This window comes from Xanthomonas sp. LMG 12461 (assembly GCF_009192935.1).
Taxonomy (GTDB): domain Bacteria; phylum Pseudomonadota; class Gammaproteobacteria; order Xanthomonadales; family Xanthomonadaceae; genus Xanthomonas_A; species Xanthomonas_A sontii.
Map to the genome: position 1 here is coordinate 1 of NZ_NQYT01000022.1, position 23,380 is coordinate 23,380.

The 23,380-nt window shown below is 61.4% G+C and carries 21 protein-coding genes; 13 read left to right on the forward strand and 8 right to left on the reverse strand.

Annotated features, from left to right (window positions below; translation table 11 throughout):
* Window positions 1-4 precede the first annotated feature (4 nt).
* From CEK68_RS06210 to CEK68_RS06225, 4 genes are all read right to left on the reverse strand, one after another.
* Window positions 5-208, reverse strand: a complete 204-nt coding sequence (locus CEK68_RS06210) for a hypothetical protein (protein ID WP_226977782.1) — start codon at window positions 206-208, stop codon at window positions 5-7.
* 215 nt (window positions 209-423) lie between these two features.
* Complete coding sequence (locus CEK68_RS06215; protein WP_017910037.1) at window positions 424-816, reverse strand: STAS domain-containing protein; 393 nt, start codon at window positions 814-816, stop codon at window positions 424-426.
* A complete protein-coding gene (locus tag CEK68_RS06220; RefSeq protein WP_152238877.1) occupies window positions 813-1,253 on the reverse strand; it encodes an ATP-binding protein in 441 nt (146 codons plus the stop codon). The genes CEK68_RS06215 and CEK68_RS06220 overlap by 4 nt, the downstream gene beginning before the upstream one ends.
* Window positions 1,250-3,226: a SpoIIE family protein phosphatase gene (locus CEK68_RS06225; protein WP_226977792.1), complete on the reverse strand. Its 1,977-nt coding sequence runs from the start codon at window positions 3,224-3,226 to the stop codon at window positions 1,250-1,252. Before CEK68_RS06225 ends, CEK68_RS06220 begins: the two co-directional genes overlap by 4 nt.
* Window positions 3,227-3,454: 228 nt before the next feature.
* Here CEK68_RS06225 and aceE point away from each other — a divergent pair, with 228 nt between their 5' ends.
* The 5 genes from aceE (at window position 3,455) to CEK68_RS06250 (ending at window position 10,623) form a co-directional block, all read left to right on the forward strand.
* Entirely contained in the window at window positions 3,455-6,145 is a 2,691-nt protein-coding gene (gene aceE / locus CEK68_RS06230; protein WP_150409817.1) for a pyruvate dehydrogenase (acetyl-transferring), homodimeric type, read from the forward strand.
* Between the two features lie 103 nt (window positions 6,146-6,248).
* Window positions 6,249-7,301, forward strand: a complete 1,053-nt coding sequence (locus CEK68_RS06235; protein WP_152238879.1) for a DUF262 domain-containing protein — start codon at window positions 6,249-6,251, stop codon at window positions 7,299-7,301.
* A complete protein-coding gene (locus tag CEK68_RS06240) occupies window positions 7,301-8,005 on the forward strand; it encodes a HEPN domain-containing protein (protein WP_152238880.1) in 705 nt (234 codons plus the stop codon). The genes CEK68_RS06235 and CEK68_RS06240 overlap by 1 nt, the downstream gene beginning before the upstream one ends.
* Window positions 8,006-8,341: 336 nt before the next feature.
* A complete protein-coding gene (locus CEK68_RS06245; protein WP_152238881.1) occupies window positions 8,342-10,051 on the forward strand; it encodes a deoxycytidylate deaminase in 1,710 nt (569 codons plus the stop codon).
* A gap of 62 nt (window positions 10,052-10,113) precedes the next feature.
* On the forward strand, window positions 10,114-10,623 hold the full coding sequence (locus CEK68_RS06250) for a hypothetical protein (protein WP_152238882.1): 510 nt from the start codon (window positions 10,114-10,116) through the stop codon (window positions 10,621-10,623).
* Window positions 10,624-10,630: 7 nt separating this feature from the next.
* Here CEK68_RS06250 and CEK68_RS06255 read toward each other — a convergent pair whose 3' ends face one another.
* Complete coding sequence (locus tag CEK68_RS06255; RefSeq protein ID WP_226977783.1) at window positions 10,631-11,356, reverse strand: hypothetical protein; 726 nt, start codon at window positions 11,354-11,356, stop codon at window positions 10,631-10,633.
* Window positions 11,357-11,730: 374 nt separating this feature from the next.
* Here CEK68_RS06255 and CEK68_RS06265 point away from each other — a divergent pair, with 374 nt between their 5' ends.
* The 4 genes from CEK68_RS06265 to CEK68_RS06280 all read left to right on the forward strand — a co-directional run bounded on the left by CEK68_RS06265 (window position 11,731) and on the right by CEK68_RS06280 (window position 17,236).
* Window positions 11,731-12,327: a hypothetical protein gene (locus CEK68_RS06265; protein WP_152238884.1), complete on the forward strand. Its 597-nt coding sequence runs from the start codon at window positions 11,731-11,733 to the stop codon at window positions 12,325-12,327.
* Between the two features lie 262 nt (window positions 12,328-12,589).
* Window positions 12,590-14,539 carry a hypothetical protein gene (locus CEK68_RS06270; protein WP_193314121.1) on the forward strand — a complete coding sequence of 650 codons (1,950 nt, stop codon included), beginning with the start codon at window positions 12,590-12,592 and terminating at the stop codon, window positions 14,537-14,539.
* Window positions 14,540-14,669: 130 nt separating this feature from the next.
* Window positions 14,670-16,409: a S41 family peptidase gene (locus CEK68_RS06275; RefSeq protein ID WP_152238886.1), complete on the forward strand. Its 1,740-nt coding sequence runs from the start codon at window positions 14,670-14,672 to the stop codon at window positions 16,407-16,409.
* Entirely contained in the window at window positions 16,388-17,236 is an 849-nt protein-coding gene (locus CEK68_RS06280) for a hypothetical protein (protein ID WP_152238887.1), read from the forward strand. The genes CEK68_RS06275 and CEK68_RS06280 overlap by 22 nt, the downstream gene beginning before the upstream one ends.
* Window positions 17,237-17,484: 248 nt before the next feature.
* On the opposite strand, the gene CEK68_RS21205 is transcribed toward CEK68_RS06280, so the two are convergent.
* The 3 genes from CEK68_RS21205 to CEK68_RS06295 form a co-directional block, all read right to left on the reverse strand.
* Window positions 17,485-18,738 (reverse strand): XVIPCD domain-containing protein, encoded by a 1,254-nt coding sequence (locus CEK68_RS21205; RefSeq protein WP_226977784.1) that lies wholly within the window; start codon window positions 18,736-18,738, stop codon window positions 17,485-17,487.
* Between the two features lie 222 nt (window positions 18,739-18,960).
* Window positions 18,961-19,566, reverse strand: coding sequence for a hypothetical protein (locus CEK68_RS06290; protein ID WP_152238888.1), 606 nt, complete (start codon window positions 19,564-19,566; stop codon window positions 18,961-18,963).
* Window positions 19,567-19,587: 21 nt separating this feature from the next.
* A complete protein-coding gene (locus CEK68_RS06295; RefSeq protein ID WP_152238889.1) occupies window positions 19,588-20,379 on the reverse strand; it encodes a hypothetical protein in 792 nt (263 codons plus the stop codon).
* Between the two features lie 209 nt (window positions 20,380-20,588).
* Between CEK68_RS06295 and CEK68_RS06300 the strand changes: the two genes are divergently transcribed.
* The 4 genes from CEK68_RS06300 to CEK68_RS06315 all read left to right on the forward strand — a co-directional run bounded on the left by CEK68_RS06300 (window position 20,589) and on the right by CEK68_RS06315 (window position 23,304).
* Entirely contained in the window at window positions 20,589-21,086 is a 498-nt protein-coding gene (locus CEK68_RS06300; RefSeq protein WP_226977785.1) for a hypothetical protein, read from the forward strand.
* Between the two features lie 92 nt (window positions 21,087-21,178).
* Complete coding sequence (locus tag CEK68_RS06305; protein WP_226977786.1) at window positions 21,179-21,832, forward strand: hypothetical protein; 654 nt, start codon at window positions 21,179-21,181, stop codon at window positions 21,830-21,832.
* Window positions 21,833-21,922: 90 nt separating this feature from the next.
* Complete coding sequence (locus CEK68_RS06310; protein WP_226977787.1) at window positions 21,923-22,402, forward strand: hypothetical protein; 480 nt, start codon at window positions 21,923-21,925, stop codon at window positions 22,400-22,402.
* A gap of 122 nt (window positions 22,403-22,524) precedes the next feature.
* Window positions 22,525-23,304 (forward strand): SPFH domain-containing protein, encoded by a 780-nt coding sequence (locus CEK68_RS06315; protein ID WP_017907998.1) that lies wholly within the window; start codon window positions 22,525-22,527, stop codon window positions 23,302-23,304.
* Window positions 23,305-23,380 lie beyond the last annotated feature (76 nt).

A 23,380-nucleotide genomic window follows, 5' to 3' on the forward strand; every position in this document is an offset into this window, starting at 1 on the left:
TATGTCAGTAGAGAGCAAGAGGACTTGCCCGCGTAAGATCGTCGGCAGCGTCAGATGTGTCTAATATACAGCCAGTACCCAGGGACAGCTTCGCGTCTACGGCGTGAGCAATCCCGGCAAAGTCGATATGCCGTGACAGCAGAGCCAGAGGATCGCCGATCTGCTGCCGCTTGGCTTCGCGTTCGTGGCCGGCAAACAGGCTGATCATCGTGGCGTCCTCGGCGTGTTCTCCAGACCAATGATGCCAAAGGCGGGGTTTTTAGAGGTGCCCTGAAGTCCCTCCCACAAGAGATGCCCAGCCCATCCCTGTGGGAGCGGTGTCAGCCGCGACGGGCTGTACCAGCAAATCCCGTCGCGGCTGAGGCCGCTTGTGTGGAAAGAGGGTCTTGCAGCGAGCTTGCCGGGTGCACTGTGGGAGGGACTTCAGTCCCGACGCATTGCGCCATCGGCGAGCACCCGCCGCTGCATCTCGTCCAGGTACTCGTCCAGTTCCTGCACCGAGGTGAAGATCTCGTTCAACGGCACCGCCTTGACCACGTCGAACACCTTGCGGATCTGCGGTTGCGGGTTCACCACCAGCACCCGCCCGTCGCGCGCGGCCAGCACCTTGCGCGCCTTGAAGATCGAGCGGATGCCGGCGCTGCTGATGTAGTCCAGATGCGACAGGTCCAGCACCAACGTGGTGATCGGCGTGGCCAGCAGCGGCGCCAGCGCCTCGTCCAGGGCCTGATAGGTGTGCGTGTCCAGGCGCCCGCTCAGGGTGAGGCGTTGGCGCTTGTCCTGCGCCGGGTCGATCTGCAGGCTCAACGTGGTCATGCGGGCGACTCCTGAAGAGGGGGATCGGCAGGTTGCAGCAACACGATGCGCACCACATTACGGCCGCCGTCGTGGCGATACTCAAGGCGATCGGCGAGTTGCTGCACCAGGTGCAGGCCGAGGCCGCCGATCGGGCGCTCGGTGATGTCCGCGTCCAGGTCCGGCACCGGCGCATCGCGCGGGTCGAAGGCCGGGCCGCTTTCGTGGAACTCCAGCACCAGCGCGTCGGGCTGCAGGTGCACGATCACGTCCACCGGCAGCGGCGCGCGGCGCAGGTGGCCGTGCTCCAGCGTGTTGCAGGCCAGTTCCTCGACGATCAGCCGGGTGCGGCTCACCTGCTCGCCGCTCACGCCGTGGCGCCGTAGCGCCGCCTCCACGCTGTCGCTCAATTGCGCCAGTGCGTCGATTGCCGGTTCCATCTGCCATCGCAGCATCATCGCGTCGCCTCCCGTGCCGCATCCTGGCGCAGCCGGATCGCCAGGAGTGTAATGTCGTCGGACTGCGGTGCCGGTGCGGTGAACGCCTGCACGTCAGCCAGCACCGCGGCGCACTGCGCCTGCGCGTCGGCGCCGGGTTGCAGTGCCGCCAGCAGCCGCTCCTCGCCGTAGGGCCGGTCCTGCGCATCCATCGCCTCGGTGATGCCGTCGGTGTAGCTGAGCAGGGTGGCGCCGGCGGCCAGCCGCCCATGCACCACCGGATAACGCGATTGCGGCTCCAGCCCCAGCGGCGGGCCGGATTCCAGCGGCAGCAGCTCGGCGCGTCCATCGGCGCCGAGCAGCAGCGGCGGCTCGTGGCCGGCGCTGGACAGCCAGTAGTCGCCGCTGTGCACGTCGATCAGCCCGCACAGCACGGTGGCGAACATGCACGGCTCGTTGCCTTCCACCAGCCGCTGCGAGGCCGCGATCAGGATCGCGTCCGGGCGTGTGTGCCGGCGCGCGGCGATCTCCAGCACCGTCATCGCCCGGGCCATGAACAGCGCCGCCGGCACGCCCTTGTCCGACACGTCGCCAACCACGAACCACAACAGCCCTGGCTCGGTCTCGAAGAACTGGTAGAAATCGCCGCCCACCATCTCCGCCGGTTCCAGCAGCGCGTAGGTTTCCAGATGCTTGTGGGCGCTGTCGAAGGTGCGCCCGACCGGCAGCATCGCCAACTGGATGTCGCGCGCGATCGACAGCTCGCTCTGCATGCGCTGCCGCGCCTGCGCCAGCGTGGCGATCTCGTCCAGCTGGCGCTTGATCGAGCCGCGCGCGCTGTCGAAGGCGCGCGCCATCACCCCCACTTCGTCCGCGCGCTCGACGTGGCGCAGCGGATAGTCGAACGCGCCCTGGCTGAAATGCAGCGCCGAGTCGGTCAGGTCCTCGATCGGCCGCACCAGCCGCACCGTGTAGCGATGCAGCAGCCACAACCAAACCGCCAGCACGGCGGCGCCGGCCAGCGCGCCCCACAGCACGATGCGGTCCAGCCCGGCCAGGATGTAGTCCTCCGACACGCTCAGCGCGAAGGTCCAGCCGGTGTCGCCCACCGCCGCGCTCTGGGTGAGGTAGCGGGTGCCGTCCGGTGCGGTGTGCTCGAAGCGCACCGGCCTGTGGGTGTCGGCCGCCTGCGCCAGCGGCGACAGGTCCGGCCGCGCCCGCGCCACGTGGGTCTCCAACGTGCGGCGGAAGCGCAGCGCCGGGTCCGGGTGCAGCACGAACAGCCCGTCCGGCGACAGCAGCATCGGCTGCAGCCCGCTGTTGGCAGGCAGTTCGGCGACGATGGCCTGCAGGCGCTGCAGCGGCACGTCCACGCTCACCATGCCGATCGCCGGCGCCTGCGGGCCGTCGCCGGGCAGGCGCAGCGGCAGGTTGTAGGTGGTCAGGTAGGTGCCGCCGCTGCTGGCGTCGCTGTACGGCTCGGACCACCACGGGGCCGGCGCGGCCAGCGTGCGCCGGTACCACGGCATGCTGTGCAGGTCGAAGCCCAGCGCCTCCGCCGACTGCTCCTGCACCCCGGTGGCGGTGCGCCGCAGGTGCCAGGCGAAGCCGCGGCCGTCGTCCTTCAGCGCGCCGGGCTCGATCACCAGCAAGGCGCCGGCGATGTCCGGGTCGCCCTGCAGCGTGGCCTGCAGCAGATTACGCAGGTTGAACGGTTGCCGGCCCAGCCCCGCCGCGGCGGCGGCCAGGGTGCGCCCGCTCACCTGCACCGAACCCAGCGTGGCATCCAGGCTGCGCGCAGTCTGCTGGGTCAGCCCGGCGACCTCCTCGCGGGCGTTGCGCACCATCACCTCGCGCGCGCCCAGGTAGAACAGCAGGGCCAGGCCCAGCAGCAGCGCCACCTGCAGCAGGCTGCCCCACAGCAGCAGCCGCGTGCGCAGGCTGTGCCGCCAGGCGACCGCGGAGGCGTCCTGCGCTGACGAGGCAAGGGCGATGGCGGCGCTCCACGGGGGCCTGGAGCCCGATCATAAGCGCAGCCGCGGCCGCCCGGCGCAGCGGCCTTTGCGGCTGTCCCGCGGGGTGTCCCGCGGGGTGTCCCGGGCCAATGTGACAGTCCGTTCCATACGCTGGCGTACGAGGTCCTGAGAGGCGGTTGCGCTACACTTGCAGGCTTCGAGAAAACACATGCCATCGCGCGCGTGCGTGCGACCTACGGGAGCGTTATGAACTGGTTGAACGAGGTGCTGCAGAACGATCCGAACCCCACTGAGACCCAGGAGTGGATCGAATCGCTCAAGGCCGTCATCGATGTCGCAGGCCCCGAGCGCGCGCATCAGCTGCTGGAGGACATGGTCGAGCTGACCCGTCGTTCCGGCGCCTACCTGCCGTTCTCGCCGACCACCGAGTACGTCAACACCATCGCCCCCGCCAACGAGGCCAAGAGCCCGGGCGACGCGGCCATCGAGTGGAAGATCCGCTCGATCATCCGCTGGAACGCCATGGCCACCGTGGTCCGCGCCAACCGCAAGCCGGGCGACCTGGGCGGCCACATCGCCTCCTTCGCCTCCAGCGCCACCCTGTACGACGTGGGCTTCAACCACTTCTGGCGCGCGCCCTCGGACAAGCACCCCGGCGATCTGCTGTACATCCAGGGCCACAGCTCCCCCGGCATCTACGCCCGCGCCTTCCTGGAAGGCCGCATCAGCGAAGACCAGCTCAACAACTTCCGCATGGAAGTGGACGGGCAGGGCATCTCCTCCTATCCGCACCCGTGGCTGATGCCGGACTTCTGGCAGACCCCCACCGTGTCGATGGGCCTGGGCCCGCTCAGCGCCATCTACCAGGCGCAGTTCATGAAGTACCTGGAGCACCGCGGCCTGATCGAGAAGTCCGACCGCAAGGTGTGGTGCTTCATCGGCGACGGCGAGAGCGACGAACCCGAGACCCTGGGCGCCATCGCCCTGGCCGGCCGCGAAGGCCTGGACAACCTCATCTTCGTGGTCAACTGCAACCTGCAGCGCCTGGACGGCCCGGTGCGCGGCAACGGCAAGATCATCCAGGAGCTGGAAGGCGTGTTCCGCGGCGGCGGCTGGAACGTCATCAAGCTGCTGTGGGGCGGCTACTGGGACGCCCTGCTGGCCAAGGACACCAACGGCGTCCTCAAGAAGTTGATGATGGAAACCGTCGACGGCGAGTACCAGAACTGCAAGGCCTTCGGCGGCGCCTATACCCGCGCCAACTTCTTCGGCAAGTACCCGGAGACCGCGGCCATGGTCGCCGGCCTGTCCGACGACGACATCTGGCGCCTGAACCGCGGCGGCCACGATCCGCACAAGGTCTACGCCGCCTACCACCAGGCGGTGAACACCAAGGGCATGCCCACCGTGATCCTGGCCAAGACCGTCAAGGGCTACGGCATGGGCTCGGCCGGCGAGGCGCTGAACCCCACCCACCAGACCAAGAAGCTGGACGACGACGCCGTGCGCGCGTTCCGCGACCGCTTCAACATCCCGCTCAGCGACAAGCAGCTGGCCGACGCCGAGCAAGTGCCGTTCTACCACCCCGGCCCGGACTCGCCGGAAGTGCAGTACCTGCAGGAGCGCCGTGCCTCCCTCGGCGGCTACCTGCCGCAGCGCCGCCGCAAGGCCGACCTGTCCATCCCGGCCCCGGGCCTGGACAAGTTCGAGCGCCTGCTCAAGGACAGCGGCGAGCGCACCTACTCCACCACCATGGCCTTCGTGCAGAGCCTCAACATCGCCCTGCGCGACAAGGAACTGGGCCCCCGCATCGTGCCGATCGTGGCCGACGAAGCCCGCACCTTCGGCATGGAAGGCATGTTCCGGCAGATCGGCATCTACGCCCCGTTCGGCCAGAAGTACAAGCCGGTGGACGCCGACCAGCTGATGTTCTACCGCGAGGACCAGTCCGGCCAGGTGCTGCAGCAGGGCATCAGCGAGCCGGGCGCGATCTCCTCGTGGCTGGCCGCCGGCACCAGCTACTCGGTCAGCAACGTGCCGATGCTGCCGTTCTACATCTACTACTCCATGTTCGGCTTCCAGCGCGTCGGCGACATCGCCTGGCAGGCGGCGGACATGCGCACCCGCGGCTTCCTGCTCGGCGGCACCGCCGGCCGTACCACGTTGAATGGTGAAGGCCTGCAGCACGAAGACGGCTTCAGCCAGGTCATCGCCGGCTCCATCCCCAACGTGCGCAGCTACGACCCCACCTTCGGCTACGAAGTCACCGTGGTCATGCAGTACGGCATCCAGCGGATGATGCAGGAGCAGGTGGACGAGTACTACTACATCACCCTGATGAACGAGAACTACGCCCACCCGGAAATGCCGGCGGGCGCGGAAGACGGCATCATCAAGGGCATGTACCTGCTCAAGGACGCCGGCAAGCCCAAGAAGGGCGAACTGCGCGTGCAGCTGCTGGGCTCGGGCACCATCCTGCGCGAAGCCATCGCCGCCGCCGAACTGCTGGACAAGGACTTCGGCGTCACCGCCGACATCTGGTCCTGCCCCAGCTTCAACGAACTGCGCCGCGACGGCTTCGACGCCGAGCGCTGGAACCGCCTGCACCCGGAAGGCGAACAGCGCAAGCCGTTCGTCACCCAACTGCTGGAAGGCCGCCAGGGCCCGGCCATCGCCGCCACCGACTACGTGCGCGCCTTCGCCGACCAGATCCGCGCCTTCGTGCCGATGCACTACACCGTGCTGGGCACCGACGGTTTCGGCCGCTCGGATACGCGTGCCAACCTGCGCCGGTTCTTCGAGGTGGATCGCTACTACATCGCGCATGCCGCCATTGCGGCGTTGGCGAAGGATGGGAAGATGACTGGGAAGGATGTGGCTCGGGCGATCAAGCAGTACAAGATTGATCCGGAGAAGGCTAATCCGGTTGGGGTTTGATTGGTAAAGTCAGGGGCGGCCAGTTGGCCGCCCTTCTTCTTGGCACATTAGTTAAATTAGAGGCTGCAATCAGCCTCATGCTTATCTGCAGGATGGAGATATGATGACTACGGCCGCGCCCGCACGTCTTACACGACTTCAAGCACAGCTAGATACTGAGAGGCGTCTCGTCTCTTTTGATAGCTATGACATGACCGTAAAACAAATATTTGACATGTTTCTGGATGGTTCAATATTTGTGCCGCCAGAGTATCAGCGCCAGTTTGTATGGGATGAGGTGCGAGAATCTAATTTAATCGAGTCGATTTTTTTGGGAATTCCGGTGCCGAGCCTCTTTATGGCAACAAATCCGGACTCCACATGGGAAATTGTGGATGGCGTGCAGCGTTTATCGACCATAGCCCACTTCATGGGGAAGGATGAAGTGGCCGCGCGTGTCGGTCGCCAAGATGTTCTTAAGATAAGTGGGCTGGAGAAGATTTCAGAGTTGGATGGGCTCATATATGAGAATCTGAGTAAATCCATGCAGTTGTTGTTCCAGACACGCCCTATCAGAGTTACGGTGTTGAATGATAAGAGTGACTTAAGTGTTCGCTTTGATTTGTTTGAACGCCTGAATACCGGCGGAGTTTTGCTGACTAACCAGGAAATTAGAAATTGTATATTTAGGGGTCAATTCAATATTGATCTAAAGTCTCTGTCAAAGACTAGTGATTTTCTGAAGGTGGTGAAGCTTAAAGATTCTGATCAATACAATGGCACAGCTGAGGAATATGTCCTTCGCTTCTTTGCTTATCTTGATGATCGTGATCTATTTGAACATAGCGTTAAAGATTTTTTGAACTCATACATGAAGAAAAATTCCGAGAAGAAAATAACTGGCGCAAAGAAAAAGTTGTTTAGGGATACTATGGCGTATCTCGCCGCTGCGTTTCCGACAGGTATTAAGCGTGGCCAGTCCAGTACAACCTCCGCTGTTCTCTATGAGGCGCTTGCAATTGGTGTCGCAGTTGCAATTCAGCAAGGAAAAACTATTCGAGTATCTAGGTTAAGGCCGCTTGTATCTGACTCGAAGCTGAAGAAGTTCTCCACTGGTGCTACTAATAGTAGAAAGATGCTTAATAGCCGAATTGACTATGTTGCGGACGCAATGTGATGTTCGGTCAAGAGGTCGATCAAGTTATCGAAGATCGTTTCCGATCTGCGCGTACTTTGTTGACCCTAATCAAGTCTATGGAGTCGGACTCGCTGCCACCAGTTAACACAGATGAAGTTAAAATTCTCAGGGGGCTTTTCTTTGTGCACCTCTATGGCGCATTTGAAAAGTCAGTTACTGATACTGTACAGGCTTATCTCAGGAAGTTAGCGGAGATTGAACTGGCTAGTTGTCACGTTGGATTCGAAATGTGGCCTTCGGCTTTTGATAACTATTTTCGATCCCTCCAGACTGTACAAGGCAAGGGAGGGTGGGCGAAACGAAGAGAATTTGCAACCCTCCTCCAGTCCGAAGATATGTGCCCAATAAATGAAGGGTTATTCTCAGATAGGCTACAGAATGTACGCCCTGATGTCTTGATCGATATCCTTGGATATTTAGGCCTAAGCGTGCAGATTGTTGGCGATGATGTGGCTTTTGCATTAACCGAGGTTGTAGAGAAAAGGAATCAAGTTGCCCACGGAAGAGCCGATCCAAAAGCTATCGGTGCAAACAGTACATCTGGTCAATTGGAAGCTAGGTTCCATTCATTGTATGAGCTGGCGCGAAGTTTGATAGATTCTATGCGATTGCAGCTCGCTGAATTCTCATTCATTAAAGAGGCCTATCGGTCTAAATATCGCGAAAAGCTGCTGGCTGATTAGTTTTGCCCGACGGACTATATCGGCGCTACATTCCAAACCCTTAGTGGGGCGATTGGGGTTATTAAAGCCTAAGGTGCCGCATGGCTTCGCCGTCATTTGCAGCGCCGCAGCTATGGTGTGGTGGTTAAGTCGCGGCTACTTACAGAGTGCAGTAGTAAGCTATTCCCGCTGCAAGATGTGCTTGGGAGTGCTGGGAAGGTCACATCGCTGGAAGTGGGGCACGTCAGTAGAACGGTTCGAAGAATGCCGCTAGCGATGCCGCGCAGGATCCTGACATCGTCTACAAAGCTGATTGCAATTCAGCCTACTCTATGCAAGACGATTTAGGGGGCGGAAATGGCACGGGATCTTACCAATGGAATTGATAGAGCCTATAGCGAAAGAGTCGATTTGCTTGTTGTAGCTCTTACAGGACGTACTGGCAGTGGCTGCACTACGACTGCGCAAACGATGGGAAGAGATTATTCAGATATCTCAGCTTCAAATGCAGGTTTGTCACCTGCTGAATCTAGAAAATTTGATATATGCAAGACTTTTTTAGGCGCGCATTGGGTTCCTTTTAAAACCATCTCGGTTTCGACGGTGATACTTAGTTTTCTGATTCAAGAGGAGTGGGCTGCCGTCAATTCATTTTTAAGAAATTCAAAGCTCGATTCCCAAGTGGGTCATTTTAAGGGTATATACGACCTTCTTAGATCTGAAGCTGCATATGCCAGTTTTAAGGAATTGACGGAAGAGCATGATTCAAAAGAGTCCGCTCAAGCGTGGGATTTCTATTGTAATTGCCTCCACCCTGAGGCAAGCAAGCTGAGAGGGCTGCTGGCAAATAAGTATGCTGAGCTCTTTCAGTCGCTGGGGGACAATATAAGGCTAAGCGGCTCGGCTATATCGAGTGCTGTCAATCCCGACAAGATATTCTCTCTGATAACTAGGGTGAAGCGATTAGCAAAAGCGGCGAATGCCTGGGGCCGAGGAAGAGGTGCTGCTAGCACACGCGTTGTGATAGATGCGGTGCGAAATCCGCTTGAACTTGTATATTTACGAGATCAGTTTGCGGCTTTTTTTTCGATAGCGGTCACTTCCGATGAGGACGATCGCCGCGCTCGTCTTACTGAATTGGGTATGCCAAAACGCGAGGTAGATGCACTTGATAAGCGAGAATATTCCAAAAAATCGTTGAATAAGTACGAAAGTTTTGTGTCGCAAAATTTGCAGGAGTGTATACAGAAATCAGATATCTTTATAAATAATCCAGGCAAGCCAGCTGAGTTTGAAAAGAATAGGTCAATATTGAATAGGCAAATTGTGCGCTATGTGGCCTTAATGTTGCGGCCTGGCTTGGTAACCCCAACTCCGGATGAGCGCTGCATGCAGCTTGCTTTCGTGGCAAAGTTGAATAGTGGCTGTATTTCAAGACAAGTTGGAGCTGCCGTGTCAGATGCCTCATCCTCTATAAAGGCTGTTGGTTGGAATGATGTGCCCAAGGGACAGGTGCCCTGCCTGCTTAGAGACGTTGGGGTTCTCCTCAATGGCCATGATGAGCTAGCGTTTAGTGACTACGAGATGAGTAACGCTGAGTTTCGAACAAGTATATCGAAGAATTCGGCTAATGTTCATGCGATGAAGGTTGCGAAAGGTCTGCCGTGTCCTTTTTGCTTCAAGGATGCATATAACGCACTTACTGGCGAAAAGAACCAAGTTCATACCAGATCTCTACACGCAGAAGAGAATGCATTTTTACAACTGGCCAAGCATGGTAACAGTGGAATTGCAGGAGGTACTCTCTACACAACGGCAAGTCCTTGTGAGTTATGTTCAAAAAAGGCGTTTCAGCTTGGTATGAAAGAGATAGTTTACGTAGACCCTTATCCAGGAATTTCTTCCAGCCATGTGCTTAGGTCTGGAGGCAAAGATGTGAGGCCAAGTTTGCGTCTTTTTAATGGCGCCATCGGCAATGCATATCATCGACTTTATGAGCCGTTGCTGCCCATTAAAGATGAATATGTTGCCAGGTTGAAAGATGATCCTGAGCCCACACTGCTATAAAAAACACCTCTACTATTGTCTGGCCTTCACAGCTCAATCAATTTTTTACCGGAGGAGGCACTGTGCTCAGTCTCGAAAGTCCGCGCTGGTCCGAGCTGCAGCACGCATATGGATCAGCCGGTGACATCCCCGCCTTGTTGGGGAAGCTAGAGACGTTGCCCTCATCCATGGATGGATCGGAGCCGTGGTTCACCTTGTGGAGCGCCCTTGCGCATCAGGGCGACGTTTACTCGGCCTCCTTCGCCGCCGTCCCGCATGTCGTCCATGCGCTGGCGCGCGCACCCGACAAGGCGGATCACGGATACTTCCAGTTCCCTGCCTGGGTCGAGATCAGCCACGCGAAGAACCAGACCGAGATCCCTGAAGATCTTCGGGCCGCCTACCTGCATTCCCTCGCTCAACTTCCCTCCTTGGTTGCGGCTGCGTCCTCTCGCGCCTGGGGCCCGGAGTTTCTTGCCTGCGCTCTAGCCGCCGTCGCCGTTGCGAAGGGGCAGACCGGGGTCGCGGAGGCTGTACTCGAACTCACGCCCGATGTCGCCGAGGAGTTCATGGAGTGGTTTTTTACGCGATGAGGCATGCTCAACCACTTACGGTATTGTCTTGCCGGTTCGCTTCAGCAAGCAGTTGCTCGTATGTCTGCACGCGAACGCGCAATCGGATCAGGTGCCAGGAAAGCGCGTAAGCGAACAGCAGCAGGAACGCGAGAACGCTCTGCATGATCGTGATCTTGCTCAGGACGCTCCAGTCACCCCAATGCCAGTCCTTGAACTGCAGATAGAGGGCGAGCAGCACCGGCATGATGCCGAGCTTCTCCATTCCGCCGGTGAACAGGCCCAGGCGTTCATGCATGTTCGTCCGGCGGTCACGCATGAAGGTCTCGCGTTGACGACGCTGCTCAAGCGGAAACGCGCGCAGTGCCGTGACGATGTCTTGGTACTGAGAGAACTCCTGCTCCATCTGCTCTGCATGCTTTGCATGCGGATGTCTAACGCCAGGCAGCTCACGTTTGAGCTGCAAAATGGCGGCTATTGCAAAGCCAACGAGCTCGATGATGAGCCCCGTTGCCGCGCAGACGAGCGCTGCCTTGCCATCCAGCACAGTGCCACACAACATGCCAAACCCTGCGCCCAAGAAGCCAACGATGAAACTCCACCGCTCTAATCGGCCAGCGCGATTCTGGTCGGTCACTTGCGAGTAGTGGCTCATCACCTCGGCGAGCCAAGGAAAGCTGAGCGCGTGGGCTGCCGCACCGTCTTCGGGATGCTTAGCAGGCGCTGCGGGCACTTCTTCCATTGCGTTCGCCATGTCTCTACCTTCGAGCGTCCAGCTGAGGCTGTCTGCAGCAAGTATTCCGCAGCCACTGACATCGCGCTAGAGCAATCCGATCGCCCAATGCATGGTCTACAAATCGCTATTGACACGCCATGGCGTGCAGTAGCACTCTCCACTTCAAGGAGCGTCGAAACTCCCCTCATAGCGGTACCCACCTCCGACAAACCGGTGGGTTTTTTGTGCCCGATGCTCGGGCGCAAGCCGACGCGATGCCTGCGTCGGGAGGGCGGCTAATACAATACCCCTCGGGGGAAATACGCCCGCCGTCTATGAGCGGTTTCGAACCTCCCGACTTCCCGTCCGCCGTGCGTGGCGGACCGACCCCTTCATGGAACGAGGAGGCAACGATGGCGCACGACCGTTTTGACGACGACGACATGCCCGGCTATTTCCTGCCGGAGGACAGCCAGTTCCGCCTGACGAAGCTGCGCGATCACGTGCGCTTCCTGGTCCGGCTGGCACAGCCACGCACGCAGGCCGAGGAGCGCGCCGCCGAACCCAAGGTACGCATGGGCGAACTGGCGCTCTGTCTGGAGCTGTTGGCCGAGCAAGTGGACCTGGTGCTGGACGCGCTGTCCTATCCCGCTCAGCGGACGGACACCATGCAAGGCGCTCGGCATGCTGCTGTCGCGCTCGCGTCTGACGCCGGCGGCGCTGTATTTCGGACCACGCTGCAACAACTCCACCACCTCTCGCTGCTGGCCGGTACCGTCTCGGCCCACGCCCAGGCTCTGACGGTCGCCGATGGCAGCGAGCATGCCGGCCAAGCGCTGCCGCAAGCGGGCGAGGCGCTCTGCGAGGCAGCGAACGCAATGCGTACCCTGTTGGAGCAAATCGAACGCCAGCCGCTACACGACGTTGCATCCAACGCGGTGCGCGAGGAGCGGGCAGTCTATGCGGTGGAGTTGGGCGAGCCGCCTGCTGGAGGCGGATGGCTGCATTGATCGCGGCATGGTTGGGGCAAGGCAGTCGGGTAGGTACAGATCACCGCGCCGAGGAATAGCTTGTCGGTGAACCCGGCTGGCACAAAGACGCATGTGTGGATCAAGCCTGCGTCCGATGTCAGGAAGCATCCAATGTTCGCGATCTGACGCGAATTGTCTTCCTTCTGAGGCGCGGCGCTGGTCGTCCCGAAATTCTCCAAATATCTACTATTATCCGTCCGCCGCTGCGCATGCCGGCTAGGAATCCAATCAGGGGGACGACATGAAGTCTGTGACAGGGATAGTGGGGCTGCTTTCGATGGCGGTATGCCTGGGGGGCTGCGGGAATCTTGGGCGGTCGGCGGCCGAGCGTATTAACGACGCCATGCCTCCAAGTAGCGAGGTCTTGGCCAGCAAGTCACGACTGGATGCAATCGCGACATCGCTTTCGCGGGATGTGGCGCCACTCGAGGCGGAGTACCAGACACGTTTGACGCAACGCGCGGGGGACTGCGCTGGCGGCTACGAGCCTTCCCTGTTTGCCAGTGCGGAAGACATTCGCACCAACTTGAGCAACAAGGCCTGTTTTGCACGCGCTGACGACGCGTTGCGCCAATGGCTGGGATTGCGCCGCGCTGGTCTGCTACTGGCCGCTCCGCCATTGCGCGACGTGCCGAAATCTCCACTGAGCGTCCTGACGGCGCCCAGTTACATCCAGGCCGTCAAATTCGCTCCGCGCGCGGGCGTGGCGATGCTCGAGACGGCCGGTAAGCATATGGTCGTGGACATAGGTAGCGGCCAGGTGGTGGCGCAGGGCGAGGGGCGATGGCTCACAGGTTCGTTCTCGCCCAACGGGCGTCTGCTGGTTGGCAGCAAGGACGATTCGCAGGCGCAGGTCAGTGACACCGAGACTGGCGACATGCTCGCGACTTTCCCCGTGCGGCACCTCGACTTCCATTGGGTCGGCGACGTCGGAGCGATCTACGAGGTCCAAAGGGGGCGCCCGGGGGATAGCGCCATTTCAGGAATCGTTTTCCTGGACTTCACCACTGGGAAGACATCACCCATTCCGATGGCAGAAGGTGCCGGCCTTCAGGGCGTGCTGCCCGTGCCAGGACAGCCGTTGCGCTATTTGTTGCTGAAGTGGAAAAGTGCGGCGGAAATCGAGTTGCGTCGTGGCTCCGGTGGCTGGTCCGTCCAGTTGCTTTCAGAACGGGAAATGCCGGCGGCTGGGTGGCGAGGTGCGGAACTGTCGTCCGACGGAACGTTCGCGTTCTCCAAGGCTGGCACAGTGAGGCGGATCCAGTTGCCGTCGTTGCAAACATCGACCGTCACGCTGGATCCACTCAAGGTGGATTCGGCAACCACCACGCCAGATCCCGATCGCCTGGTAGTGACAGGCTTTTTGACCAACGATCCTGATGGCAGCCAGGCCTACCTCTATTCGCTCAGCAAGCATACCTTGGCGAAAATTGATTCTCCGCGGGTCAGTGCCGGCCGGGTAATCTATATTCAATCGATAAACCGCAACGCCATCATCGATGGATCGAAGATTGGCCTTGTAGATCAATTCGTGTCGCAACCACCGATGGACGTGAGCGCTTATCTGGAGACGCGCCCCCAGGCGGTGGAACAAGCGAACGCAGCAAGAGCGTCGCAGATCCAGGATATACTGAGCGATCTAAGCGCCATGGACGTTCCAGCTGCAGGCACTCGTGGTACGACCGCTGAGCAGGCGCGACTATGGGCAAAGCAGGCCGATATTTTGGTAGCCCGCCAAGGCCCGGGATTCCAGGCTGCTTCCACGCTGGCGCGGCCTGGGCCGTTGGTAGAAGTGGGCCGTACAGCGCGGATCGAGGCGATTGGGATCTACGAGGGCGCTGATGCCGTCGCACTGCCTGGCACATCGCATCGCACCGGGACTGTTCAAGTCCACGTGCGGCGATCGGCGAAGCCAATCATCCTTGCGCTCAGTTCCTATGAGCCAGTGCGCTGGGTGCTGACGGTTGAGCCGGGTGCCAAGCTGGCGGCCGTGTTGAATAGCGGCTATGCCGAGTCCAAGGTGTACGGCGCAGGCAGTGCACGCGTTTATCAGATGGGACGCATGTACGCGTACAAACGTAGCAGCGACGAGTACCGCGCCCTGGATGCCGAGGTGGCCCAGTGGGCTGGGAAGCCCATCGACGTGTTCCAGGGACGCTATACCGGCCAGACATTCTTCGTGGGCATGTGAGTCAGACAGGTGGGCCGCAGGGAGAGCGACGGATCACGGTGCGTCGGTGACAGACGCTCAATCAACGGCTCGTTAGCGGTGTGTTCGATACTTCAGCTTTGTAGATGACCTTGGCGCGCAAGGAGCTTCGATGAGATTTCCAGTATGGGCTGTCTGGGTGTTCTGCCTTTCGTTGGCGCAGTGGGCGAGCGCCGCTGAAGATCCGGCTCTACAGGCCTATGCGCATGTGACCGAATTCCGCGACCGTGCCAGTCAGCTCACCGAACACGGGGCGACGAGCTCGCCCGACGATCTTCAGCGCGCACGCGACGCATTGCTCGAAGGTCTGCGCTATCTGGACGATCCCCATGTGCTGGCGTTGGCCGAGGGCAGCAAGACGCTGCGCTTCCGCCGCCTGAACCTGCTGGGCGATCTGGTGCGGGTGCAGGTGTGGCTCGGCGACCGCGACGCGGCGGTGGCGGCCTGGCGCGTCCTGGACGCGATGTCCTGGCATGAGGGGCTGATCGACTTCGTGGTGGACAAGGACCCGGCCACGGCGGCGTTGCTGGACGACCCGCGCCTGGCTGAGGTCCGGCGCCACGAAGCGCTGGCGGTCCGCGATGCCACGGCGCCCTCGATTGCGGTGCCTTACGCCGTGCAGCTGACCGAAGCCCAGCGCGTGGCCGGGTTGTCGCAGGTGTGGATGGCCGCGCGCGAGCGCTTCGTCTGGTTCGACCACGTGCCCGGCCTGGACTGGGACCGCCTGTACCTGGAGACGCTGCCGCTGGTCCAGCGCGCGGCGGATACCGACGCCTACTACCGCGTGCTGGCGCGCTTCCTGGCGCAGTTGCACGACGGACACACCGGGATCCTGCCGCCCAAGGAACTGGAGGACCATTGGTATGCCCGTCCCGGGCTGCGGACGGCCTGGCTGGACGGGGAGGTGGTGGTGACCTCGGTCAGTGATGCCGCGCTGCGCCGCCAAGGGGTGGCACGCGGTGACCGCATCCTCGCGATCGACGGCGAGCCGGTGGAGCAGTACGCGCAGCGGGTGGTGCGTCCGCAGCTCAGCAGCTCCACCCCGCAAGACCTGCAATTGCGCATGTATACCTATGCCTTGCTGGCCGGCGATGCCGCCACCCCGGTGCGGCTGTCGGTGGAGCATGCCGACGGGCACCGCAGCGAGGTGCGTGCCGCGCGCAGCGGCTACACCGCGGTGAAGATGCCGGAGGCGCCGCTGCTGCGCATTCGCCGCGATGGCGTGGCGGTGCTGCGTGTACCGCAGTTGGAGAACGATGCCAGCCTGCAGGCGCTCAAGCAGGCACTGCCACGCGTGCGCGCCGCGCGCGGACTGGTCCTGGACCTGCGCGGCAATGGTGGCGGCAACACGTGGTTCGGCTTGCAGATCCTGCGCTACGTCGCCGCGGCGCCGCTGCCATCGCTGCGCTCTGTCGAGCGCGACAACGGCTCGTCGCTGGCGCAGGCGCGCGGAGCCAGGCTGATCGAGTGGCGGCCGGTGCAACAAGAGCCGGTGGCACCCGAGCCCAACGCCTATTCCGGTGCGGTGGCGATGCTGGTGGACGCGGGCACGTTCTCCGCCGGCGAGGACACGGCGGCGGTGTTCCGGCTGATGCGGCGCGGCCCATTGGTGGGGCAGGCGACAGGCGGGAGCACCGGCCAGCCGTTGCTGCTGACCCTGCCCGGCGGCGGTTCGGCGCGGATCTGCGTCAAACGCGACAGCTACCCCGACGGCACCGACTTCGTCGGCGTCGGCGTGCTGCCGGACATCGTGGCCGCACCGACCCGCACCGACCTACGCGACGGCAACGACCCCGTGCTCGAACGCGCGGTGGCGGCGCTGGGCCAGCAGTGGCCATCGACGTCGCGCTGATACGGCATGCGCCGCGTGCGGCGCGGTGGCACGTCTGCGCCATCGCACTGGCCACGGCGCTTTTGCTGTTGCCTGCCTGCACCTCGATCGAGGCGCCACCTGCCAACTTGATCGCCAAAGAGGGCGCGCACGCCACGGCGGTGACCAGGATCGGGCCGGTGTTCGTGGTCAGAACCGTGAGCGTGTTGCCTGGTAGCGCACGCGCGGCCGAAAAGTTCGCTGTCACTGACGAGTGTCGCAGCGGAACGCTGCACGTCGTCTTGCGACGACAGGAGAGTGCAGAGCCCTATGCTGCGCCGGCCTGTGTTGCAGTGCTGGCGGCACTTCAGTACGCCGTCGCTGCGTCCGACTTGCCCGACCTGGAGTTGAAGCTGACTGTGGATCTGATCATTCCCGGTCAACAACTCATTGCCCGCACGTCGTCGCTGGCAACGGCGGCCAGCGCTAGCGTGCGCTATGCATTCGCCCTAGACAAGGAACGTGATCTGCCCGCCGCGAATGTCGTCTCCACGACGGCTCACGAAACATTCCACCTGCTGCGTGGCCTCCGTGGCACGACGTCCGAGATGCAGGAGGAAGAACGCCTGGCTTACACGATGGGTGCATGCGCGCAACTGCAGGCACTGGGATGGGTGAGGAGCAGGGATCTACCTTCGATTGCCCTCGCTCCTCACGTCAAAGGTGTCTCGGAAAGTGTCGCGGCATCCAATGCCGTGGGTCTTTCTGTGACGAGAGACTTGATGCCGTTCTTGCGCAATGGTGCGGTGACCAAAGCATCGCAAGAAGGCAAGGCGATGGAGCAGTTCTGCCTGAAAGCCTTTCGCTAAGGCGGCAGTGGGGTCGCCATGCTGTGGTCGCTTGTAGCTCCTGCGGCGGATTCAAATGTTTGTGCGTCGGTCAGCGGTGTCATCCAGCTGTCCTGTCTTGCAGAACCGCGTTGTCGTCACTATGCGCACCACGGTTTGAACGCGGGCACGAAGAACAAGTTTTCCCGGCGGTCCAGCGGCTGTGCCGCCTAAAGCGGACGCCAGTGCAATTGGAGCTTTACCGACGATGCGACCGCACTCAGCGTTGCTCACACCGTTCTGGTAGCTGTGTCCTGCGCCCGCTGCTGCCGTTGAGTCTCATCCTGTTGCTGCGCGATCGCCTGTTGTTGGTTGAGTGCCAATGTTTGATGCGCGGTTTCCTGCAGCGGCGGCGTTGGTTGTGAAACATCCACCACGCCACGGAAGCCGGGCGTCGTCCCGCTCACCACAAGACGGTCTCCCAGCATGTGCACACTATCAATCTTGGACGCGTCCGCGATGCCATCCTGCTTCGCTGCATACAACGCCTTTGCCACCACATCGTCCGAGAGATGGCCGGGCGTCGCGCCGCGGATCTTGTCAAACATCTGCCGATCCTCGGGTGGGAGCAGGGCCAATGCCTGGCTTTGTTCGGGTGTTCGCTCTGCTGTTGGTGCATTGCTGCCGTAATGGGGCGAGCGCGCCTGTGACCACTGCGCAGCGTAGGTCTCCATTGTTCCCGATTGAGCGCTTTGCGGATCCACGTTCACACGCTTTTCGGATTCGAAGGCGTTGTAGCGCGCGACACCCTGAACCTGGCCATCGGCCCGCATCTCGACATTGGTGATGCCTTGTTTGCTTCGCTCCGCTTCTACCATCAGTGCAGCGGCTACCTTCTCGCTGTGCGGTCCATGCGGAATGCCTTGCCCATCCTCCATGCGGTGGACCTCGCCGAGGGTGCGCTGAAATGCCGCGTTTCCGGGATGCGCGGGATCGCGCAGGTCTGTCGGCAATAGGGGCGTTGGGTTGGATTCAATGGCGCCTTGTCGTTGGCCACCGCGCTCTCCGTTCCCGGGGAGCGGTGCCTGCTGCACAGGTGTGGGTGGTGTCTGATCGACCGGGTCGGTTACTGGTTGCGGCGGACGCAAGACCGGTGCATTCGGATCCAGGTGGAGCAGCCGATCGGTAGTGCCGCCGCGGCTGATGTTCAGATCGACGGTGCCGTCTCGGTTATTGACGCGCGTGAGGTCTGCACGATTCACGTCGCTCCAAGCGCCGCCGATGTAGGCCTTCCCCACTCCGTTCCCATCCATCACGACGAAGTCGTCGCCCGAGGCGTACAGGCTGGTGGACTGCGGCCTGGGACGCCCCTGACGATCAGGGACGTTGTAGCCGTAGGCTCCGCCCTGGTTCAATGCTTCGATCAGCGCAGGGGCATTGCTCTTCTGCAGGAACAGATTCTTGACCGTCGTGTATTCCGCGCTGAGATTCGGCCTTGCCGCGTCCTGCCCTGTCTGCGTGGGGTTGACCAGTGGATTGGCCAATACGTTCTGCCATGGTTGATGTAGCGGGCTGCGCGCGTCTGCATTGCGCAAGGCGTTGAAGACATCTGTCGCCTCAAGGGCGTGCGCAGCTCCGGTCTCTATGTAATCGGGCTCGGTTCGGCTTCGCCCACCATGATTGGGCAGAAATCCGTTGACGACGGTTTGGGCGTCTTCCGCGCTGGTGATCGTTCCCTTACTGATGCCGTCGATGATCCTTGGGTATTAGCGCTCCCCGCCTTGGTTCTCCAGCTTCAGCACGATGGTGGCCAGTTTGGCCTGCTCGTCCAGTGTCGCGCCTTGGTAGAGCGCTGTCTCCCGTAGCTGGTTGACCCCGCTACCGGGCCGCATCAACAAGTTGACCTGGGCAGTGTCACGCTCGTGGACGTAGGTGAGGCCCGCATCCGAAGTGAGGAAGGTATCCAGGTGCGATTTGACGGTCGCGTCCAAGGCCCGACCATGCTGGGCCGTGATCGTACGCCCGTTGCGGCCGAGGTCGCTGGCCGTTTGGGTTTGCTGCGCTTCGGTGAGCACCCAGTCCGGATGAGCTCTGCCCGCCCAGGTCTGATACGCCTCCACCAGAGACGCGGCTACCTCGGGATGCTGGCCCAGATCCGTTTGCAAGGTGCCGATGGAATAGCCGCTGTTTCCCACTGGGGTCATCACCCCATTGCGAACATTGCCGGCGAAGGAGAGTTGATAGGAGACGTTCTTCCCGCTGTCGCCTCCTTCTGATCCAATGCCCACGCCAAAGTAGGCCAGTGCCCGCAGTTCCGAATCCGTCAGTGTGGTCGCCGGCGGCGGCGTGGTGCCCTCATTCCCTTCTGCCATGACACTCCCTCGCGTTGGGGGCTACTTCTTCGTTGCGCCTTTGCGGCACAGGCCGATGTTGGTTCTCGCCGCGCGCACGATGGCCAGGTAGCGGTCCGCCAGCATTGGCGTCCATCCTTCCACGGCAGCGTCGTCGTCCTTGGCGGCGTCCTCCGCATACTTGTCGAGTGTGGAAAGGCACTGCGCATACAAGCCATTTTTGTACTGGGTGATGGCCAGATCGTTACGAATGGCGCCTTCGTCTTCCCATTCCAGCGTCGGCAGGCAACTCGGCACGACTGGCGACAAGGTAGCGAGCGCCGCCTTGTAGTCTTTCGCATCATAGAGACGCTTGAAGGTCGTCCGTGTGCGGTCCAGCGCGTCCCGGCCACAGCCATCCTTGACCTGCAGGTAGGGCGCCTCGAAATCCCCGTTGTAGCCGCAGAACGTCTTGCATTCGGCGGGCGTGGCAGCCGCTACGTCAATGCCCTGCGGCGTACTGGCGAACTTCACCTGGCAGATGGGTTGGCCCTTGTTCCCCTTGGCGACGCCGGTGTGTCCCTCTATCGTGCCATTCAGCTCGCAGACGTCTTCCCCCGTGGTGCTTTCCAGGGAGAAGGTCAATGTGCCGTTTTGCTGCTTGATCAGCAGGCGACCCCATCCCTTGTCGGTGATGTACTCGCCCGGCGGAGGAGTGCTGTCGGACACAACATGCGGCGCCGCCAAGGCAGGCTGCTCCTTGCGCGCTCCCGCCTTCGGAGCAGCGTCCGGTGGTTGTGCCGAACAGGCGGCTGTGCACAGCGTGGCGATCGCAGCGCAGACCAGCCAGGTCATCTTCAGAGGACGTGTTTTCGCCATATCCTTTCGCCGATCCTGTCTTCTCTGCTGCTCTTTAACGCGCGATGCGGCTACGCGTCAAGTCGATGTGCCCCTGCGTAGGCTGGACTGCGGATGGATATCTGGTGGGAGGTCGGTGGAGCGCAGGGAAACCGATTGCTATCTTCCCTGCCTACGAGCCGCAGGCCATGTACAAGGGGTGACCGATGATGAAGCAGCACCGATGCGGATGGCGCTTGTCGCTGGTCGCGCGAGTTGTGGTGATGGGGTTGATGACCTCGTGTGCGGGTTCCGCTTACGCAAGCAAGTCCACCATATTCTCCGGCGAGTGGGGTTACGCCAAGAGATGCGACTTGGGCCATTATCTGGGCCTGCATCTGCAGCAGCATGGCGATCGCGTCACCGGAGATTGGAGCGAGGGAACCAACGCGCACGGCCATGATGGGCAAGTGCAGGGGGAAGTACGCGGGGGCACGTTGTATATCCGCTATTGCAGCGAAGATGGAGGAAAAAGCTACGCCGCATGCCCCGCGTTCTCAGGGCCAGAAGATCGGTTCCGGCTACAAAATGGACTGCTTGTTCGCTATCAGAAGTACGGTTCCGGTTATCGGCGCGACGTTGCGCTTCATCCGAGTGTCGCAGGGAAGGATGTACCTTTCGATCAAGAATGCATGGATCAAGACGATGGGCTCGACCGGCCCTGATAATTCCTTGCGCCCGAAGCAATAAGCGTCCCTGAGCGCTAGCGCGAGAATGCAATTCGGCACTTCTATGGCATAAGCATTGAGGTGATTTCATGGCGAAATCGAAGCAGGTGCTTTGCATGGTCTTCGTCGCCGCGACGTTGCAACTGACAGCATGCCAGCCCGAATCGGCTCAATCAGTGGCGTCCAGCCAGGGGCTCCATCGCAAGGAGTCGCCTGTAGCGAGGACGACCGTGCCGCTGGTCAGGAAGCTCAGTCCGCAACTCCTGTCTGATGCCATCACGCTCGATTTCGCTGTTCCTCCCCAGGAGGATGATCCTGAGCCGCCGATCTTCATCGGATTGCGGGTCGCTGCTGCAGATGGGGAGGCGGCAGCGGCCAAGGTCGATCTCCTGCGCGATGTCGGCGTGACCGCTCAGTTGCACCTCTATCGATTGACAGAGGCAGGCGAGCAGCCGGTGGTATTGCAGCGGAGCGAAGAAATAGGGCGTACCGAGTATCGAGTCGTGGCGTTGGACAGCGATGGGCATGTGCCACGTATCTTCGCGGCAGATGCGGACGTCACAACGATGGAAGCCGCGGGGTTGGTTGCTCCGAATGTCACCTACCGCGAATTGGACATGGCTTTTATACGGGATACGCAGCCCGGCCGATACCGGGTGTCCGTCCGCTTCGAGGGTAACGTCGGTGCCTTGGAGGAAGCCGGATCGGAACTATTGATCGCCTTCACGAGGAAGGCGAAATAGCAGCGCGCCTGACGATGGCCCGTGGCAGGTCAGGCTTTGGCTAGTTGGAAGGGCAATTTCACAGACGACAGATCGACTAAGGCGGGAAGAATGACAGAAGTGCGATGGTGGCTGATCGCGGCATTCCTGGGTGGGGGGATGAATGTTTCTGCTGCCCGCGCCGTCGAAGTAGATCAGGGCGACCTACTTTGCAGCCAAGCCAGCGATTGGACTGATGGAGCGTCGGTGGGTGTAAAACAGATGACCCCGATGGTCGTAGAAAGTGATGCAGGCCGTACCTATCATTTCGATCTGGACGGAAGCGCCGGACTTCAAACGCTGAACGCTAGCTGCGGATGGGGGAGCTACGCGGAGTGCGCCTTCACCGCTCGCCGGTCGGACGGCAAGGCCTACCAGTTCTCGGGCCTCTCCAGCTTCGGCCTATGGAAATCCATGGATGGCTTTTACTTGCTGTACCGCATCGTGTCTCCCAAGGGAGAAGCGGATGCCCGCAAGCGCCGCATAGTGAAGTTGGCCGATCCGCCGAAAGAGGTATGCAACCAGATCGGCGACTATTCGGATCTCATGTAGGTCCATGGGTTGTCTATCTCCCCATGCCCAAGCAGATGCCTCGCCCCCCACGATGCGCTAGCATCCCCCGCACACGACGGCGCGTGGCGCCGTCCTTCAGGGGAACATCGATGAAACATTTCCTGCTGGCCGCCGCCGTGGCAGCCTTGCTGTGCGGCTGTACCGTGGTCTCGCCCGATCCGGGGCAGCAGGCGGTGCTGGTGGACAAGCCGCTGCTGTTCGGCAAGGGTGGCATCCGCCTGGACGACGTGCGCGATCCCGGCCGCACCTACACGTGGATGACGACGTCGGCGGTGTACGTGGACACCACGCCGCAGACGGTGCAGGTGGCCTTCGACGACTTCTCGTCCAGCGACAACATCCTGTTGGACTTCTCCACGCAGATCCAATACCGCATCACCGCGCCGGCGCGGCTGCTGTCCGGATTCGGCCAGGACTGGTTCAAGAACAACGTCGCCAGCCAGTACGCGGCGATCGTGCGCGACCAGGTGAAGCGCTATGACATGACGCGGATGATGAGCGACCCGGACAGTGCACGGAAGATCGACGAGGCGGTGACCGAGAACGTGCGCGCCCTGGTCAAGGAACAGGGCCTGCCAATCCAGATCCAGAACATCACCCTCGGCCGCGCCCGCCCCAATCCGGACGTGCTGCAGCAGATGAACCTGACCGCGGCGCAGCAGCAGCGGGTCAAGACCCTGGTGGAAGCCACCACCGCCGAGCGCCAGCGCGAGCAGGAGCAGGTGGCCAAGGCCGATGCGGACAACGCCTACCGCAACCGCATGGGCCTGACCCCGGAGCAGTACCTGGCCAGCCAGATCGCCGAGATCAATGCCGAGGCCTGTGCCAAGGCGCAGGCCTGCTACATGGTGCCGTCGGGGACGTCGGTGATCGCCAAGTAGCATGACGCGGTTGAGGCGGGCTCGGGTGGCCTGCCGCTCGCGGACATCGGTGGTGGCATGCGCGTCGCGAATGCGG